The organism is Rhizobium sp. P44RR-XXIV (assembly GCF_001999485.2).
Lineage (GTDB): Bacteria > Pseudomonadota > Alphaproteobacteria > Rhizobiales > Rhizobiaceae > Rhizobium.
In genome coordinates this window covers 26,512-42,451 of sequence record NZ_MPVZ02000029.1, presented here as the reverse complement: position 1 = coordinate 42,451, position 15,940 = coordinate 26,512, and the positions used below count along the sequence as shown (strand labels likewise).

Below are 15,940 nucleotides of genomic sequence, written 5' to 3'. Positions count from 1 at the left end.
AGACTGATGATTATTCTCTCGATGGCGCAGCAATAGGAATGAGAGCCCCGCATAATGAAACAAAGCCTTGACGCAATGCCCACTCCGGCCACCCCGGAGTCGAAACTGATCGTAACGCAATCACCATTCGATGCCTTTGTGCGAAAATACGGTACGATCCCTCGGCGCGGCGTTTTCGGCTACTTCGTCCACGAGCTTGGTCGCCGCATCGTCGGTGGGCACTATCCGGTCGGCACGACATTGCCGAACGAGCCGGACCTCGTCGAACAATTCGGCATCAGCCGCACCGTCATCCGCGAGGCGATGAAATGCCTTGCCGGTAAGGGGCTGGTGGAAATCAAGACCCGTGTCGGCACACGCGTCAAGGAACGCTCCAACTGGCATCACCTCGATACCGATGTCATGGTCTGGTATTACGAGACCGGGCCTTCGGTGGAAATCATGCGCGCGATCAAGGATCTCCGGCTTGCACTGGAGCCGGAAGCAACGGCCCGCGCGGCTGCGCGCTGCACCGAGCAGGACATTGCCGCCATTCGCTCCGCTTACGAAGACATGGCTTCCAGCATCGGTGACATCAACACCAATGCCGATGCCGACCTGCGCTTTCATACCGCGATTTTCGCCGCCACCCACAACATGATCTATTCGCAGTTGATCGACCTGATCGCAGTCGGGATCTATGCCAATCGCACGCTTTCAGGTCTCGAGGATATCGCGGAGGGCCAGAAGCGCGCCCTGCCCTTTCACAAGGCCATTCTCGATGCGATCGCCGCGCGCGATTCCGAGGCGGCGCTTCAGGCCTCTCGGCGCCTGCTGGAATCCTGGCTTATGACCTACGACGACACCTGATCCGCTTGCCCCGACGCAGAACAGATACCGGCGCCCGAAGCAAGTGCCGGTATCGTTCCATCAATGCGTCATAGCATCCTGCGCATCCGTCTTGATTGCCGCCCGACGACCGGCGTCGTGAGCCACCGGAATGAGCCAGATGGTTGCGAAGGTCGTGACGGCGACAACGACGACTGCCCAGAAGCTCCAATGCAGAGCGGCGTCAAAAACACCCCTGATGGCCGGATCGCCGCCGAGATCGGAAAGCCCGGTTGGCTGGTTCAGAAGGTCGTGTAGCCTGGTAGCCAGTTCACCGCTGCCGTAATGCGCGATGCCGACATTCATGATCGCACCCAGCGCCGTGGCGCCAAGCGTATTGCCGAGGCTGCGCGAGAAGATGATCGACGCGGTCGCGCTGCCGCGCATCGACCACTCGACGCTCTCCTGCACCAGCACGACACTGGTGAGGCTGATGAGGCCCATGCCGAAGCCCATCAGAAACGAGCCGACGCCGGCGATGATCGGGCTGCTCTCCGGGGTGAGGAAGAGGAGAAAGAGAGCGCCGAACGGAAACATGAAGCTGCCGGCGCGCAATGTCCTGCGGATGCCGAACATGCGGAAGAACCGGCTGGCTAACATCACCGCCAGCGGCCAGCCGACGATCAGCATGGTCAGGGTGAAGCCGGCCTCAAGAGGCGACCGGCCGAGAACACCTTGAACATAGATCGGCAAAACCGTCGTCAGGCCGATCAAGGCCATGCCGGCAAGCAGGGTCGCGGCATTGCTGGTTGCGATCAATCGCTGGCTCCAGAGCGCGATCGAGATGATCGGCTCAGGCGCCCGCCTCTCCTGCCAGATGAACAGGATGCCGCTGACAATAAAGACGATCGCTAGGGGACCAAGAACGGCAAAGCCGGAATCGGTCTCCGTCAGAATGACCAGCAGCGAGACGATGGAGATCGAAAACAGGATCGTGCCAAGGTAATCGATCTTCGCTTCACGCGGCGTGATGCGCTCATGCAGGAAGAATATGAAGCCGGCGATGGAAAGGACGCCAACCGGCAGGTTGATCCAGAAGATCCACGCCCAGGAGAGATTATCGACGATGATGCCGCCGGCGAGCGGACCGATGACGGCCGACACCGCCCAGACGCTGGCAAGCGCGCCCTGCACCTTGGCGCGCTCTTCCAGCTTGTAGAGATCGCCGACCACCGTCATCGTCACGGGCTGGATGGCGCCGGCGCCCAGGCCCTGCAACAGCCTGAAAGCGATCAGCGATGCCATCGACCAGGCAAAGCCCGCAAGCGTCGAGCCGACGAGAAAGATCAGTATGCCGCCGATCAGCATGGGCTTGCGGCCGAAAATATCGGAAAGCTTGCCATAGATAACCGTCGTGGTGGACTGCGCCAGCAGAAAGGCCGAGAAGACCCAACTGTAATAGGTGAACCCGCCGAGCTGACCGACGATACGCGGCATGGCGGTCGCGACAATTGTCGCTTCGACGGCAACCATGAAGGTCGCAAGCATGATCGAGACGATGACCAACGGGCGTCTCGAGCGATCGACCGTGCTGGACATGGATTTCCTTTCTGACTGCTGCACCCGGCATCGAATACGCACAGACCGTCGACGCGGCATGGTTGAGCGTTTGATTTTTGGAATCGGCGCCGGAAGACGAGGCGACTGAGGGGATTTTGCCTAAATTGTTATGATAAGCATTGCATACTGATATGGGGCGGTGTCAACTGTTTAAACGCAACTGCAGATCGCGTGGATTGACTGAATCCATCGATTGCGATGTCCGCAAATAAGCTCTCCGCTAAATTTATTTCCGTTGATTTGTTTATTTTCTGAACTTATTGTCGGAAAAACAGATTAAAATCTGAGGCGGAACGTCGAATTGCTCACCTCTTCCCAGCAGCAGCTTCTGCGCGTGATCAGCCAATCAGGCCCTTTGAGCCGCACTGTTCTCGCAGCATCCATGGGTTTGAGCAAAGCTGCCATGAGCGGAATTGCCCGCGACCTGATCTCCCTTGGCGTCCTGCACGAGACGGAGACAATCTATGGCCAGGGCCGCCCGTCGATCCTGCTGGATCTGCACCCGGAGGGCGCCTTCTTCGTCGGTATTTCATTGCTCGAAGACCCCGCGCCGATGGTGCTCAGCGATTTCAACGGCAATATCGTCGCACGCCAGACCATGCCGCGATCGCGCGATCCGGAGGTTATCGCCGAATCGATAGCCGAGATGCTGCCGAGACTGCTGGCGGAGCGCGAGGATGCTCTCCACAAGCTTTACGGCATCGGCATTGCGCTCTCAGGCTTTGTTGACGAGAAACAGGCAAACTGCGTTCAATCAACATTGCTCGGCTGGAAGGACGTGCCGTTCGCGAGCATCGTCAGACAGAAGACTGGTGTCGACACTTTCATCGAGAACGATGCCAAGGCCGTCGCCGTCAGCGAAAAGCTGTTTGGCAGCACGCGCGATGTGCAGAACTTCAGCGTCGTCTCATTCGATGAAGGCATCGGCTGCGCGCATTTCATCGGCGGCAATCTCTATCGCGGCAATCACGGCGGTGCCGGCGAGATTGCCCATTGCACCATCGAACCCAATGGCTCGCCCTGCCGTTGCGGCAAGCGCGGCTGCCTCGACACAGTCGCCTCGATGAAGGCGATCAAGGAAATGGCGAAGGCCGAAGGTCTCGCCTGCAATTCTCTCGACGATCTGGAAGCCGAGGCTTCGCTCGGCAATGCAGCCGCCATCCGCATCCTGCATCGCGCCGGCAATGCGCTTGGCCTGGCAATTGCCCATCTGATCCAGTTCAACGATCCCGGCATGATCCTGATCACCCATGTCGAGGGCCGCTTCGACGGTCTCTTCGGCACCGTCATGCGCCAGGCGGCCGAGGCGAACGTATTGCCGCGCTATGCCGGCCAGACGCCGATCCGCACACAGCGCGTCGATGGCGATGTCTGGGCGCGCGGCGCCGCAAGCATTGCCGCCCATAATTTTCTGATTGGCCCCACCCCGAATTGAGGTTCCCATGCGCATTGCCGTCGGAGGCATTCACATCGAATGCAGCACCTATAATCCCGTCCTGAACGAGGAGAAGGATTTTCGCGTCCTTCGCGGCGAAGAACTGACAGCCGCGCCCTACTTCGCCTTCCTTCGGGATTATGACGGCGAATTCCTGCCGACCATCCATGCCAGGGCCATCGCCGGCGGTCCGGTCGCCCGTCATACATATGAAGCCTTCAAGGCGGAGTTCCTGGAGCGTCTGAAGCCATTGCTGCCGCTCGACGGGCTCTATCTTGCCATGCACGGCGCTATGTATGTCGAAGGCATGGAAGATGCCGAGGGCGACTGGATCAGCGCCGCACGCGCCCTTGTCGGCGACGATTGCATGGTTTCCGCCAGCTATGACCTGCACGGCAACGTCACCCAGCGCATCATCGATGGGCTCGACATGTATTCCACCTATCGGACCGCACCGCATATCGACGTCGAGGAGACCATGCGCCGCGCCGTCAAGATGCTGACGGAAAGCCTCAAGACCGGCGTGAAGCCGATCCTGCTCTGGGCGCCGATCCCCGTGGTGTTGCCGGGTGAGCGCACCAGCACGGTCGATGAACCGGCCAAAAGTCTCTACGACATGCTCCCCGGGATCGATGCCATCGACGGGGTCTGGGATGCCTCGCTGATGGTCGGCTATGTCTGGGCCGACGAGCCGCGCGCCACAGCCGCCGCCATCATGACCGGCACGGATCGTGCAGTTCTCGAACGGGAAGCGAAACGTCTCGCGCAGGCCTATTGGGATGTGCGCAAGGATTTCGTTTTCGGCTGCGAGACCGGCACCATCGAGGAATGCGTCGCCAAGGCGATCGTCAGCCCGACCGCGCCTGTGGTTCTGGCCGAATCCGGCGATAATCCCACAGGCGGCGGCGTCGGCGACCGAGCCGATGTGCTCGCTGAGCTTATCGCCAAGAATGCGAAAGGCGTCATCTTCGCCGGCATCGCCGACAAAGCAGCCACGGAAGCCTGCTACGCGGCCGGTATTGGCGCAACCCTCGATCTTTCGGTCGGCGCATCGCTCGATACGAAGGGAAGCAAGCCCGTGAAAGGCAGCTTCACCGTCAAATTCCTGCTCGAAGCCGCAGACCCGATCGAAGCGCAGGCGGTGGTCTCCATCGGCGGCATCGATCTTGTGCTATCGGCAAAGCGCCGCCCCTATCACAATCTTTCCGATTTCACGCGCCTTGGTCTCGATCCGCACAATGCAAAGATCATCGTCGTCAAGTCAGGCTATCTCTCGCCGGAACTGGCGCCGATCGCCAATCCGAACCTGATGGCGCTTTCGCCGGGGGTCGTCGACCAGTTCGTCGAACGCTTGCCACGTCTGCGCAAGACGAAGCCGACCTATCCCTTCGACAAGGACTTCGAGTTCACCCCCGAGACGGCGATCTCGGCGCGGGCCATCGGTCGCTGAACCCCAAGCCCGGCGCCAATACGCCGGGCAAAATCCATCCAGAATTGCACTCAGGCGACCCTATTTCGCAGGCCGCTTCGATGCATTGCGCACAAACATTGTGCATTGCAGAAATTGCACAAAAAAGAGCTTGACGGCAGGGTTGTGTTGAACTTTTATTGAACCAATTTGAAATTGGTTCACACCCTCGACATGGCGATCAGCAGCCTTCCGGAGAATTCGGTCTACGCCCTGGAAAAGCTCCGGGGCCTTTTGAATTCGGATGGACTGCCGGCGGACGGAAAACTTCCGACTGAGCGCGCCCTGTCGGAAACCTTCGGCATCAGCCGCCGCGCCATCCGGCGGGCGCTGGAGGTATTGGAAGCCGAGGGCCGTGTCTGGCGACGCCAGGGTTCTGGAACCTACGCAGGACAACGCCCGGACGGCTGGAGCGAGCATGTCAGTTCGCTGGTCGCCGGCACCGACCTCATGGAAGTCATGGAGGTGCGCCTGCGCATCGAGCCGCAATTGGCCCAGCTAGCGGCCATGCGCGCCAAGCCCGACGATATCGATCGCATGTATGAATTGACGAAAAAAATTACTGCCAGCGATGATGCCGACAGCCGCGAACTTTGGGATGGCGCGCTGCATCGGCTGATCGCCGAAAGTGCCGGCAACCAGTTCTTTCTGACCATCTTCGACGTCATCAACCATGTCCGCCAGGACGAGGCATGGCAAACCATTCGTGAATTGGCCCGCAGCATCAACAAGACGCGCCCGGTCTCCTATGCGCAGCATATGGCGATCATCGACGCAATTGCGGCGCGCAACCCGATGCGTGCGGCGGAAGCCATGCGCGAACATCTGCTGATGCTCCAGGAAAGCCTGATCCGCATCACCTCGCTCGATGCGCGACACCAGCAGGAACCGCTGACTGAAAAGGTGGGCTGAGCAAAGGCCTGCCCGCACCAGACCACGCCGGAGAGGAAACCGGCCGAAACTGCAAAAAACGAAAACTATAATCAGGAGAACAAGATGAAGACCGCCAAATTCCTGACATCGCTTGCCGCCGGTGCCTTGGTTGCATTGCCGGCTTTCGCTGTCGAACTCAAGATCGGCCTGCAGGATGACGCCGATGCGTTGGACCCGGCCCAATCGCGTACATTCGTTGGCCGCATCGTCTATACCGCCCTTTGCGACAAGCTGGTCGATGTCACCCCGGATCTGCAGTTCGTGCCGCAGCTCGCCACCTCGTGGAAGTGGTCGGCTGACGGCAAGCAGCTGATCATGAACTGCGCCAGGGCGTCAAGTTCCAGGACGAGACGCCGTTCAACGCGCAGGCGGTGGTCGATAATATCCAGCGCTACCAGACCTTGCCGGAATCGCGCCGCAAAAGCGAGCTCTCCTCCGTCGCCAAAGTCGAGGCATCGGGCGAATACCAAGTCACCTTCACCTTAAAGGCACCTGACGTCACGCTGCTCGCCCAGCTTTCCGACCGTTCCGGCATGATGGTCTCGCCGACGGCGGCGAAAGCCACCGGCGCGAAGTTCGGCGATCATCCCGTCTGCTCCGGGCCGTTCAAGTTCGTCGAACGCGTACAACAGGACCGCATCGTGCTTGAGAAGTTCCAGGATTACTGGAACAAGGACAATATCTTCATCGACAAGGTCACCTACCTGCCGATCCCCGACACGACGGTTCGCCTCGCGAATCTGCGCTCCGGCGATCTCGACATGATCGAGCGTGTGGCGGCATCCGATGTCGGTACGGTGAAGAGCGACCCCAATCTGGTCTATGCCGATGCGATCGGCACCGGCTGGCTCGGCGTCTACGCCAATGTCGGCAATGGTGCCCGCGCCGATAATCCGCTCGGCAAGGACAAGCGCCTGCGTCAGGCCTTCTCGCTGGCGATCGACCGCGAAGCCGCGATGCAGATCGTCTTTGACGGCACCGGTCTTGCCGGCAATCAGCCATTCGCACCCAACAGCCCGTGGTTCGACAAGGACGTGCCGGTTCCCGCCCGAGACGTCGACAAGGCCAAGGCCCTTATCAAGGAGGCGGGCTTCGACCGGATCCCCGTCGAGCTTGCAGTCGCGAATAATCCCGTCTCGATGCAGATGATGCAGATCATCCAGTCGATGGTCGCCGAAGCCGGTTTCGACGTGACGCTGAAAACCACGGAATTTGCGACGCTGCTCGACGCGCAGTCGAGCGGCAACTACCAGCTCAGCCGTTCAGACTGGTCCGGCCGCTCCGATCCTGATGGCAATCTCCAGCAATTCGTGACGACAGGCGCCGGCCTCAACGATTCCAAATACAGCAATGCTGAGGTCGACAAACTGCTGCTCGAGGCTCGCCAGTCGCAGGACAATGCCGTGCGCAAGCAGAAATACGATGCGGCCGAGGCCATCCTCGACAAGGACCTGCCGATCATTTTCCTCGGGCATCAGGCCTGGATCTGGGCCTACAACAAGAAGGTGTCCGGCTTCACTCCGTCCCCGGACGGGATGATCCGCCTTGTCGGCGTGAAGAAGAGCAACTGAGCAATCAACGCCATGCGGGCTCTTCCCGCATGGCTCTTCCGGCATTCGGCATCGCGGCGAGGATCTGCCCATGTATAGCTATATCGGAAAGAGGCTGCTCGTCGCGATACCGACGCTGCTGATCATTTCGATCTTCGTCTTCTCCCTGCAGAAGCTTCTGCCCGGCGATCCAGTGCTCGCCATGGCAGGCGAAGAACGCGATCCGCAGGTTCTCGAGCTGCTGCGCGAGAAGTATCGGCTCAATGACCCGGTCATCTATCAATATGGCTACTGGCTGCAGGGTGTCGCCAAGGGCGATCTTGGCGTTTCGCTGCGTACCAACCAACCGGTGCTGACGCTGGTCGCCGAAAAGCTGCCGGTCACCATCCAGCTTGCCGTCATGTCGATGATCTTCGCCTTCGTCATCGGCGTTCCCATGGGCATATTGGCGGCCGTGAAGAAGAACACCGTCATCGATTTCCTCGCCAATATCGTCGCGCTGTGCGGCCTCTCCGTGCCGAATTTCTGGCTCGGTATCATGCTGATCCTGCTGGTTTCGGTGAAGCTTCATTGGCTGCCCGCCTCAGGATATCAGCCCTTCTTCGAGGACCCCTGGCGTTCGATCCAGACCATGCTGATGCCCGCTTTCGTGCTCGGCAATGCACTGGCGGCAACGTTGATGCGTCATACCCGTTCGGCGATGCTGAGCGTGCTCAGTGCCGACTATATCCGTACGGCTCGCGCCAAGGGTCTGCCGGAGGCGGCCGTGGTCCTGCAGCACAGCTTCCGCAATGCCGTCCTGCCCATCGTCACCGTCAGCGCCCTGCTCTTCGGCGAGCTTCTGGCCGGCGCTGTCCTGACCGAGCAGATTTTCACCATCCCCGGCTTCGGCAAGCTGATCGTCGATGCCGTCTTCAACCGGGATTACGCAGTCGTCCAGGGCGTCGTGCTTTGCACGGCCATCGGTTTCATCCTCATGAACCTTATCGCCGACATTCTCTATGTCCTCCTCAATCCGCGCATGAGGGCTGCCCTATGAGCACGATCGTTCAGACGGCCGCGGCGGCCCCTTCGGCCAAGCGCGCTCCCAATCGGGCCTGGCGAAAGCTGAAGGCCAACAAGGGGGCCTTGATCGGGCTTGGCATCATCCTGTTCTTTACGGTGCTCGCCGCGTTCGCGCCGCTACTGCCCATCCCGGACCCGGTCGCAACCAGCTGGTCGGCGATCCGCAAGGCGCCATCGGCCGCCCATTGGCTAGGCACCGACGATCTCGGCCGGGATATTCTCTCCCGCATGATCTGGGGCGCAAGGGCATCCTTGATGGCCGGCATCTTCTCGGTCGCCATCGCCGTCGCCATCGGCGTGCCCTTCGGCCTCGTCTCCGGCTATTACGGCGGCTGGATCGACCAAATCATCTCGCGCATCACCGAAGCCTTTCTGGCCATGCCGTTCCTGATCACCGCGATTGCGCTTGCCGCCTTTCTCGGGCCAAGCCTCACCAATGCGATGATCGCCATCGGCCTTTCGGCAACGCCGGTCTTCGTGCGGCTGACGCGCGGTCAGGTGCTGGCGGTGAAGACGGAAGAATATGTCGAAGGCGCCCGATCGATCGGACTGCGCCATTTCAGCATCATTACCCGCTATATCCTGCCGAACGTCTTTGCCCCGATTCTCGTGCAGGCAACGCTCACCATCGCGACAGCCATCATCGCGGAAGCCAGCCTCTCCTTTCTCGGGCTCGGCCAGCAGCCACCGGCTCCCAGCTGGGGCTCGATGCTCAATGTCGCCAAGAACTATCTCGAACAGGCGCCCTGGATGGCTATGTGGCCGGGTGCCGCCATTTTCCTCGTCGTGATCGGCTTTAATCTCCTCGGCGACGGCCTGCGCGATGCGCTCGACCCGCGCGAAGCATGAATAAACTGAAAAGGTGCCCCCCAATGACCGCATTCACCACACGCCCTGAAATTCTCGGAACCTTCGGCGTCGTCACGTCGACGCACTGGATCGCCTCCGCCGTCGGCATGAGCATTCTCGAAAAGGGCGGCAACGCCTTCGACGCCGCCGTCGCGACCGGCTTCGTGCTGCAGATCGTCGAGCCGCATCTCTGTGGGCCAGGCGGCGATATGCCGGCCATCCTCTATTCGAAGAAAAAGGACAAAGTCGAGGTCATCTGCGCCCAGGCGCCGGCACCGGCCGGAGCGACGATCGAGCATTATACGAATGAAGGGCTGAAACTGATCCCCGGCGACGGCCTGCTCGCTACCGTCATCCCCGGCGCCTTCGACGGCTGGATGATGATGCTGCGCGATTACGGCAGGCTCACTGTCCGCGACGTTCTGGAACCGGCGATCCATTATGCCGAGAACGGCCACCCCATCCTGCCGCGCGTTTCTGCCACCATTGCGGGGCTTGCCGATTTCTATCGCGAGGAGTGGCCGACCTCCTATGAGACCTGGCTCCCCGGAGGCTCAGCCCCGGAACCCTGGTCCAACTTCAAGAATCCGGTGCTTGCCGAAACCTGGAAGCGTGTCGTCGCGGAAGCGGAAAGCAAGAGCGATCGCGAAGACCAGATCGAGGCGGCTCGCAACGCCTTTTATCGCGGTTTCGTCGCCGAGGCGATCGACAGCTATGTCAGCAAGGCCGAAGTGATGGATGCAAGCGGCGAGCGCCACAAGGGCGTGCTGACGGCCGACGATATGGCCAATTGGCACGCCACGATCGAAGAGCCGCAGACCTACGACTATCACGGCTGGACCGTCGCCAAGATCGGTCCGTGGGGCCAAGGGCCAGTCTTCCTGCAGGCCTTGTCGCTGCTCAAGGGCTTCGACATTGGCGGCATGGATCCGGCCGGCGCGGATTTCGTCCATACGGTGACGGAAGCGATGAAGCTCGCCTTTGCCGATCGAGAAGTCTATTACGGCGATCCGAATTTCACGGCCGTGCCGCTCGATACCCTGCTGTCGGATGCCTATGCCGGTGAGCGTCGCAAGCTCATTTCCCCTGAGGCCTCGCTTGCATTGCGCCCGGGCAGGCTGCCGGGCTTCGAGAGCCAGTACGATCTCACGATGAAGATGCTCGAAACTCCCGAAGCCAAGGGCGGCGCGGTCTATGAACCCACCATGTCGCATCTGACCGAAAAGCGCGGCGACACCGTGCATATCGACGTGATCGACCGCGAGGGCAACATGGTCTCCGTCACCCCCTCCGGCGGCTGGCTGCAATCCTCGCCGATCATCCCCGGCCTCGGCTTCTGCCTGAATTCGCGTGCGCAAATGTTCTGGCTGAAGCCGGGCCTGCCCTCCTCGCTGGCTCCGGGCAAACGGCGCGCACGACGCTGACGCCAACGCTTGCGCTGCACGAGGGCCGGCCGACGCTCGCCTTCGGCACGCCGGGCGGCGATCAGCAGGAACAGTGGCAGCTCTCCTTCTTCCTGCGCTATGTCCACCACGGACTGAATCTTCAGGAAGCGATCGACAAGCCGCTGTTCCACAGCACCCATTTCCCGAGCTCCTTCTATCCGCGCACCCGCGAGCCCGGCGGCCTGACGGCGGAGGCGAACTTCAGCACCGAAATGCTCGATGCCCTCCGCAAGAAGGGCCACCAGCTAACCGTCGCGCCGGAATGGACCGTGGGGCGACTTACCGCAGCGCGGCGAGATAGAGATGGCCTCTTGCGCGCTGCAGCAACACCGCGTTTGATGCAAGCCTACGCCATTGGGAGATAGAGCCGATGACTTGGTCGATCGTTGCCCGAGAGCCGGAAACTGGAAATCTCGCCATCGCCGTCGCCACGCGCTTCTTTGCCGTCGGCAGCATCGTGCCGCATATTCGCGGCGGCATAGGCGCTGTCGCGACACAGGCCTTCGCCAACCCGTTTTACGGCATCGATGGACTGGCGATGCTGGCCACCGGTCATGCTCCCGGCGAGATTGTTGAAACGCTGAGCGCCCGCGACGAGGGTCGCGAGCAACGGCAGTTCCACCTGATCGACGGCAAGGGCAACAATGCCGCCTTTACCGGTGCCAAGTGCGTCGACTGGGCAGGCCATCTGGTCGATGACAATGTCTCGGTTGCTGGCAATATGCTGGCGGGTCCGCAGGTGATTGCCGAGACGCTTGCAACCTTCAAGAAGACCGAGGGAAAGCCGCTGGCCGAGCGGCTGCTCGAAGCGATGCGCGCCGGCGGCGACAAGCGCGGCAAGCAATCGGCAGCGCTCGTGATTTACCGCGATCAGGACTATGCCTGGCTGAACATTCGCGTCGACGATAGCGCCGATCCGCTCACCGAACTCGAACGGCTCTATGCCGTCGCGCAAGAACGCTATCTCCATGTCGGCGAAACCATGCCGACACGGCAGAACCCGAGCGGCATGACCGACCGCCGCGAGATCGATGAGAAGATTGCTGCTCTCGACGCCGCAAGGATTGCCGAGGGTGGCCGTTCGGCCTCCTTCGCCACCGCACCGGCACCATCATGAACAGCGTCGATTGAAATCTGGCCAGCGCGTAAGATCATAAAAAGGGAACTCTATGCCGACCGTTACAACGCAACAGAACGATCCGAGTATGCAGCCCGTTCTTTCGGTCGCCAATCTGACGACCTCGTTCCTGGTCGACGGCGAATGGCGTCAGGTGGTCAGGAACATCTCCTTCGACGTCATGCCGGGAGAAACGGTTGCCATCGTAGGCGAAAGCGGCTCCGGCAAGAGCGTCACTTCGCTCTCTATCATGCGGCTACTCGCCAAGGGTAGTAGCCGTATCGAAGGTTCCGTCCGGCTCAATGGCCGCGACATCCTTTCTCTTCCGGAGGGCGAGATGCGCAAGGTCAGGGGCAAGGATATCGCCATGATCTTCCAGGAGCCGATGACTTCTCTCAATCCGATCTTCACCATCGGCCGGCAGATTTCCGAAGCGCTCACTTGCCATGGCGACATCTCCAAAGCAGAGGCCAGAGCGGAAACCATTCGCCTGCTGGAAAAGGTGCGCATCCCCAACGCATCCTCGCGCTTCGACGAATATCCGCATCAGTTTTCCGGCGGCATGCGCCAGCGCGTGATGATCGCCATGGCGCTTGCCTCACGCCCGAAACTCCTGATCGCCGACGAGCCAACAACAGCGCTCGACGTCACCATTCAGGGGCAGATCCTCGACCTCATCAAGGTGCTGCAGGAGGAGGAAGGCATGTCCGTTCTCTTCATCACCCACGACATGGGTGTCGTCGCCGAGATTTCCGACCGCACCATCGTCATGTATCGCGGCGAAGCGGTGGAAACAGGCAAGACCGATGACATCTTCCATCGCGGCCAGCATCCATATACTCGCGCCTTGCTGTCGGCCGTACCGCGGCTCGGCTCGATGAAGGATCAGGCCCAGCCTTTACGTTTTCCCGTCGTGGACGCGCAGACTGGCGAGCGCAGCGAACCCAAGGCACTTGCCGACACGGTCGACCATGGCAAGACGCCGGTTCTCGAGGTCAAGAATCTCGTCACCCGCTTCGAACTTCGCGGCGGCATGCTCGCCCGGCCCACAGGCGCCATTCATGCGGTCGAAAACGTCTCCTTCGATCTGGCTCAAGGAGAAACCCTGTCATTGGTGGGCGAATCCGGTTGCGGCAAGTCGACGACGGGACGCTCCATCATGCGCCTCATCAATCCCAAGTCCGGGGACGTCCGCCTCGACGGTTATGACGTGATGAAACTCGGCGCACCGGACTTACGCCGCATGCGCCGCAGCATCCAGATGATCTTTCAGGACCCCTTCGCCAGCCTCAATCCGCGCATGACCATCGGAGCGGCGGTCGCCGAGCCCTTCATCGAGCATCGCCTCGGCTCGCGTGCCGAGGCCCGCGAGAAAGCCGCCGACCTTTTGGAGCGTGTCGGCCTGAAGGCCGATATGATGAGCCGCTACCCGCATGAATTCTCGGGCGGCCAGCGCCAGCGCATCTGCATCGCCCGCGCGCTTGCCCTCGACCCGAAGGTGATCGTTGCCGACGAAAGTGTCTCGGCGCTCGATGTTTCGATCAAGGCGCAGGTCTGCAATCTGCTGATGGACCTGCAACAGAGCCTCAATCTCTCTTATCTCTTCATCTCGCATGACATGGCCGTGGTGGAGCGTGTCAGCCATCGCGTAGCGGTGATGTATCTCGGCGAGATCGTCGAAATCGGCCCCCGCGCCTCGGTGTTCGAGAACCCGCAGCATGCCTATACGAAGAAGCTCATGGCGGCGGTTCCGGTGCCGGATCCGTCGCGCCGCGGGATCAAGCGCAATCTGGCTGTCGATGAATTGAAGAGCCCGGTGCGGCCAGTGGGATATACGCCGCCGACGCGGCACTACCGGGAAGTCTCGACCGGCCATCTGGTCAGGATGGAAGAGGCCGCCTGAGACGGTTTCTGACCTTGACGTCCGTCAAATCCAGGCAAATATCTGCATCCTGTTTCCCGTCTCACTTGGAGTGAATGAAATGACCGACAGCGTGCTCGATATTCCGGTAAAGAGGATCGACGGCAGCGATACGACGCTTGCCGACTATCGAGGCAAGGTGATCATGGTCGTCAACGTCGCCTCCAAATGCGGGCTGACGGTGCAATACGAAGGGCTGGAAAAGCTTTACGAGGACAAGCGCGATGAAGGTCTCGTCATCGCCGGCTTTCCCGCCAATGATTTCAAGGGCCAGGAACCCGGTACGGACGAAGATATCCTGAGCTTCTGCACACTGACCTATGACGTGCAGTTCCCGATGTTTTCCAAGATTGCCGTCACGGGCGAAGAGCGGCATCCGCTCTATAATAGCCTCATCAACTCCGGCATCGAAACGACGGGCGACGGGCCGATGCGCGAGCGCCTGGCAAAGCACGGCCTCGAGACCGGGCAAGATGGCGGCATCGTCTGGAATTTCGAGAAATTCCTGATCGGCCGCGACGGCAAGGTCGCCGCCCGCTTTGCGCCTGACGTGACAGCCGATGATCCGCGTCTTCTGTCGGCTCTCGACAAGGAACTGGCCCGCTCATAGAGCGCTTCCAGACGGAAGACCTCCTGGAGTTACTTTAGAGTCGCTGCCCATCCTCGCCGAACAACGATGCGAGAGCCGGCTGGAAATAGACCGGCTGCTCGCTGTTTAGTGCGACCTCTTCATCGGCATCGATACGCACCGACACAGTTTCATTGCCAACCTGACCCCAGATCAGATTGTCTGAGCCCATCGGCTCGACGATCGTGAAGGTCGCCGGCAGGCTTGAGGCGCGATCGCTGGCCGCGTTGAACTGCATCTGCTCCGGCCGCACACCAAGCGTGGCCTTGCGGCCCTCGCCGGGCGTGCCGGAAAACTCATAGCCGTTGAGATCGATCGTCCGGCCATCTGCAAGCCGAAAGCCCGGCACGCCGTTACTGCTCGTGACTTGCCCCGACAAGAAGTTCATCGAGGGCGAGCCGACGAAGCCCGCAACGAAGCGATTGACGGGGCGCCGATAGATCTCCTTCGGCGAGGCAAACTGCTGGATGACGCCGCCACTCATGACCGCGATGCGGTCGGCCAGCGTCAGCGCCTCGATCTGGTCGTGCGTGACATAGATCATGGTCGAGCCGAGGCCGCTGTGCAGTCGTTTCAGCTCGACGCGCAGTTCGGTTCGAAGCTTGGCGTCGAGGTTGGAGAGCGGCTCGTCAAACAGGAAGACATCGACATCGCGCACCAGGGCCCGGCCGATTGCGACGCGCTGGCGTTGGCCGCCGGAGAGTTCGCCCGGCCGCCGCTTGCGCAAAGGATCTATCTGCAGGATCTGCACGGCACGATCGACGCGCTGGGCGATCTCCTCTTTCGCCATGCCGGCAATGCGCAGCCCGAAGGAGAGATTTCCTTCGACCGTCATCGTCGGATAGAGCGCATAGGATTGAAACACCATGCCGATGCCGCGATCTTTCGGCTCCTCCCAGGTGACGTTCTTGTCGCCGATCCAGATCTGGCCGTCGCTGATATCGGTGAGCCCGGCTATGGCGTTGAGCAAGGTAGACTTGCCGCAGCCCGATGGCCCAAGCAGGACGATGAATTCGCCCGAATTCACTTCGAGATTGAGCGATTTCAGCACATTGACAGCGCCGAAATTGATTGCAAGTTCGCGAATGGAAACATTGGCCAT

General features: G+C 60.8%; 11 protein-coding genes and 2 pseudogenes. 11 read left to right on the top strand and 2 right to left on the bottom strand.

Annotation, left to right across the window (positions count from 1 at the left end; translation table 11 throughout):
* Positions 1-54 precede the first annotated feature (54 nt).
* Positions 55-849 carry a FadR/GntR family transcriptional regulator gene (locus tag BSK43_RS26330; protein ID WP_077467739.1) on the top strand — a complete coding sequence of 265 codons (795 nt, stop codon included), beginning with the start codon at positions 55-57 and terminating at the stop codon, positions 847-849.
* Positions 850-909: 60 nt separating this feature from the next.
* Here BSK43_RS26330 and BSK43_RS26325 read toward each other — a convergent pair whose 3' ends face one another.
* Positions 910-2,406 (bottom strand): MDR family MFS transporter, encoded by a 1,497-nt coding sequence (locus BSK43_RS26325; protein WP_077467738.1) that lies wholly within the window; start codon positions 2,404-2,406, stop codon positions 910-912.
* A 322-nt stretch (positions 2,407-2,728) separates the two neighbouring features.
* On the opposite strand from BSK43_RS26325, the gene BSK43_RS26320 reads away from it, so the two are divergent.
* The 10 genes and pseudogenes from BSK43_RS26320 (at position 2,729) to BSK43_RS26275 (ending at position 14,820) form a co-directional block, all read left to right on the top strand.
* On the top strand, positions 2,729-3,862 hold the full coding sequence (locus BSK43_RS26320; protein WP_077467737.1) for an ROK family transcriptional regulator: 1,134 nt from the start codon (positions 2,729-2,731) through the stop codon (positions 3,860-3,862).
* A gap of 7 nt (positions 3,863-3,869) precedes the next feature.
* Complete coding sequence (locus BSK43_RS26315; protein WP_077467736.1) at positions 3,870-5,312, top strand: M81 family metallopeptidase; 1,443 nt, start codon at positions 3,870-3,872, stop codon at positions 5,310-5,312.
* Positions 5,313-5,504: 192 nt separating this feature from the next.
* Positions 5,505-6,242, top strand: coding sequence for a FadR/GntR family transcriptional regulator (locus BSK43_RS26310; protein ID WP_077467735.1), 738 nt, complete (start codon positions 5,505-5,507; stop codon positions 6,240-6,242).
* Positions 6,243-6,326: 84 nt separating this feature from the next.
* A pseudogene (locus BSK43_RS26305) lies at positions 6,327-7,834 on the top strand (ABC transporter substrate-binding protein).
* A gap of 70 nt (positions 7,835-7,904) precedes the next feature.
* Entirely contained in the window at positions 7,905-8,852 is a 948-nt protein-coding gene (locus tag BSK43_RS26300; protein WP_077467733.1) for an ABC transporter permease, read from the top strand.
* Positions 8,849-9,727, top strand: coding sequence for an ABC transporter permease (locus BSK43_RS26295; protein ID WP_077467732.1), 879 nt, complete (start codon positions 8,849-8,851; stop codon positions 9,725-9,727). The genes BSK43_RS26300 and BSK43_RS26295 overlap by 4 nt, the downstream gene beginning before the upstream one ends.
* Positions 9,728-9,750: 23 nt before the next feature.
* Positions 9,751-11,537 (top strand): annotated as a pseudogene (locus BSK43_RS26290) (gamma-glutamyltransferase family protein).
* A gap of 5 nt (positions 11,538-11,542) precedes the next feature.
* Positions 11,543-12,289 carry a DUF1028 domain-containing protein gene (locus tag BSK43_RS26285; RefSeq protein ID WP_077467730.1) on the top strand — a complete coding sequence of 249 codons (747 nt, stop codon included), beginning with the start codon at positions 11,543-11,545 and terminating at the stop codon, positions 12,287-12,289.
* A 52-nt stretch (positions 12,290-12,341) separates the two neighbouring features.
* Entirely contained in the window at positions 12,342-14,192 is a 1,851-nt protein-coding gene (locus BSK43_RS26280) for an ABC transporter ATP-binding protein (RefSeq protein WP_077467729.1), read from the top strand.
* Between the two features lie 79 nt (positions 14,193-14,271).
* Complete coding sequence (locus tag BSK43_RS26275) at positions 14,272-14,820, top strand: hypothetical protein (RefSeq protein WP_077467728.1); 549 nt, start codon at positions 14,272-14,274, stop codon at positions 14,818-14,820.
* A gap of 34 nt (positions 14,821-14,854) precedes the next feature.
* Here the strand turns inward: BSK43_RS26275 and BSK43_RS26270 are convergent, their stop codons facing one another.
* Entirely contained in the window at positions 14,855-15,940 is a 1,086-nt protein-coding gene (locus tag BSK43_RS26270; RefSeq protein WP_068393868.1) for an ATP-binding cassette domain-containing protein, read from the bottom strand.

What these genes read in the sequence shown, in the direction of transcription:
- BSK43_RS26330 (WP_077467739.1), top strand. Translation starts at nt 55, where the DNA reads ATGAAACAAAGCCTTGACGCAATGCCCACTCCGGCCACCCCGGAGTCG.
- BSK43_RS26325 (WP_077467738.1), bottom strand. Translation starts at nt 2,406, where the DNA reads ATGTCCAGCACGGTCGATCGCTCGAGACGCCCGTTGGTCATCGTCTCG.
- BSK43_RS26300 (WP_077467733.1), top strand. Translation starts at nt 7,905, where the DNA reads ATGTATAGCTATATCGGAAAGAGGCTGCTCGTCGCGATACCGACGCTG.
- BSK43_RS26310 (WP_077467735.1), top strand. Translation starts at nt 5,505, where the DNA reads ATGGCGATCAGCAGCCTTCCGGAGAATTCGGTCTACGCCCTGGAAAAG.
- BSK43_RS26275 (WP_077467728.1), top strand. Translation starts at nt 14,272, where the DNA reads ATGACCGACAGCGTGCTCGATATTCCGGTAAAGAGGATCGACGGCAGC.
- BSK43_RS26280 (WP_077467729.1), top strand. Translation starts at nt 12,342, where the DNA reads ATGCCGACCGTTACAACGCAACAGAACGATCCGAGTATGCAGCCCGTT.
- BSK43_RS26315 (WP_077467736.1), top strand. Translation starts at nt 3,870, where the DNA reads ATGCGCATTGCCGTCGGAGGCATTCACATCGAATGCAGCACCTATAAT.
- BSK43_RS26295 (WP_077467732.1), top strand. Translation starts at nt 8,849, where the DNA reads ATGAGCACGATCGTTCAGACGGCCGCGGCGGCCCCTTCGGCCAAGCGC.
- BSK43_RS26270 (WP_068393868.1), bottom strand. Translation starts at nt 15,940, where the DNA reads ATGGCCAATGTTTCCATTCGCGAACTTGCAATCAATTTCGGCGCTGTC.
- BSK43_RS26285 (WP_077467730.1), top strand. Translation starts at nt 11,543, where the DNA reads ATGACTTGGTCGATCGTTGCCCGAGAGCCGGAAACTGGAAATCTCGCC.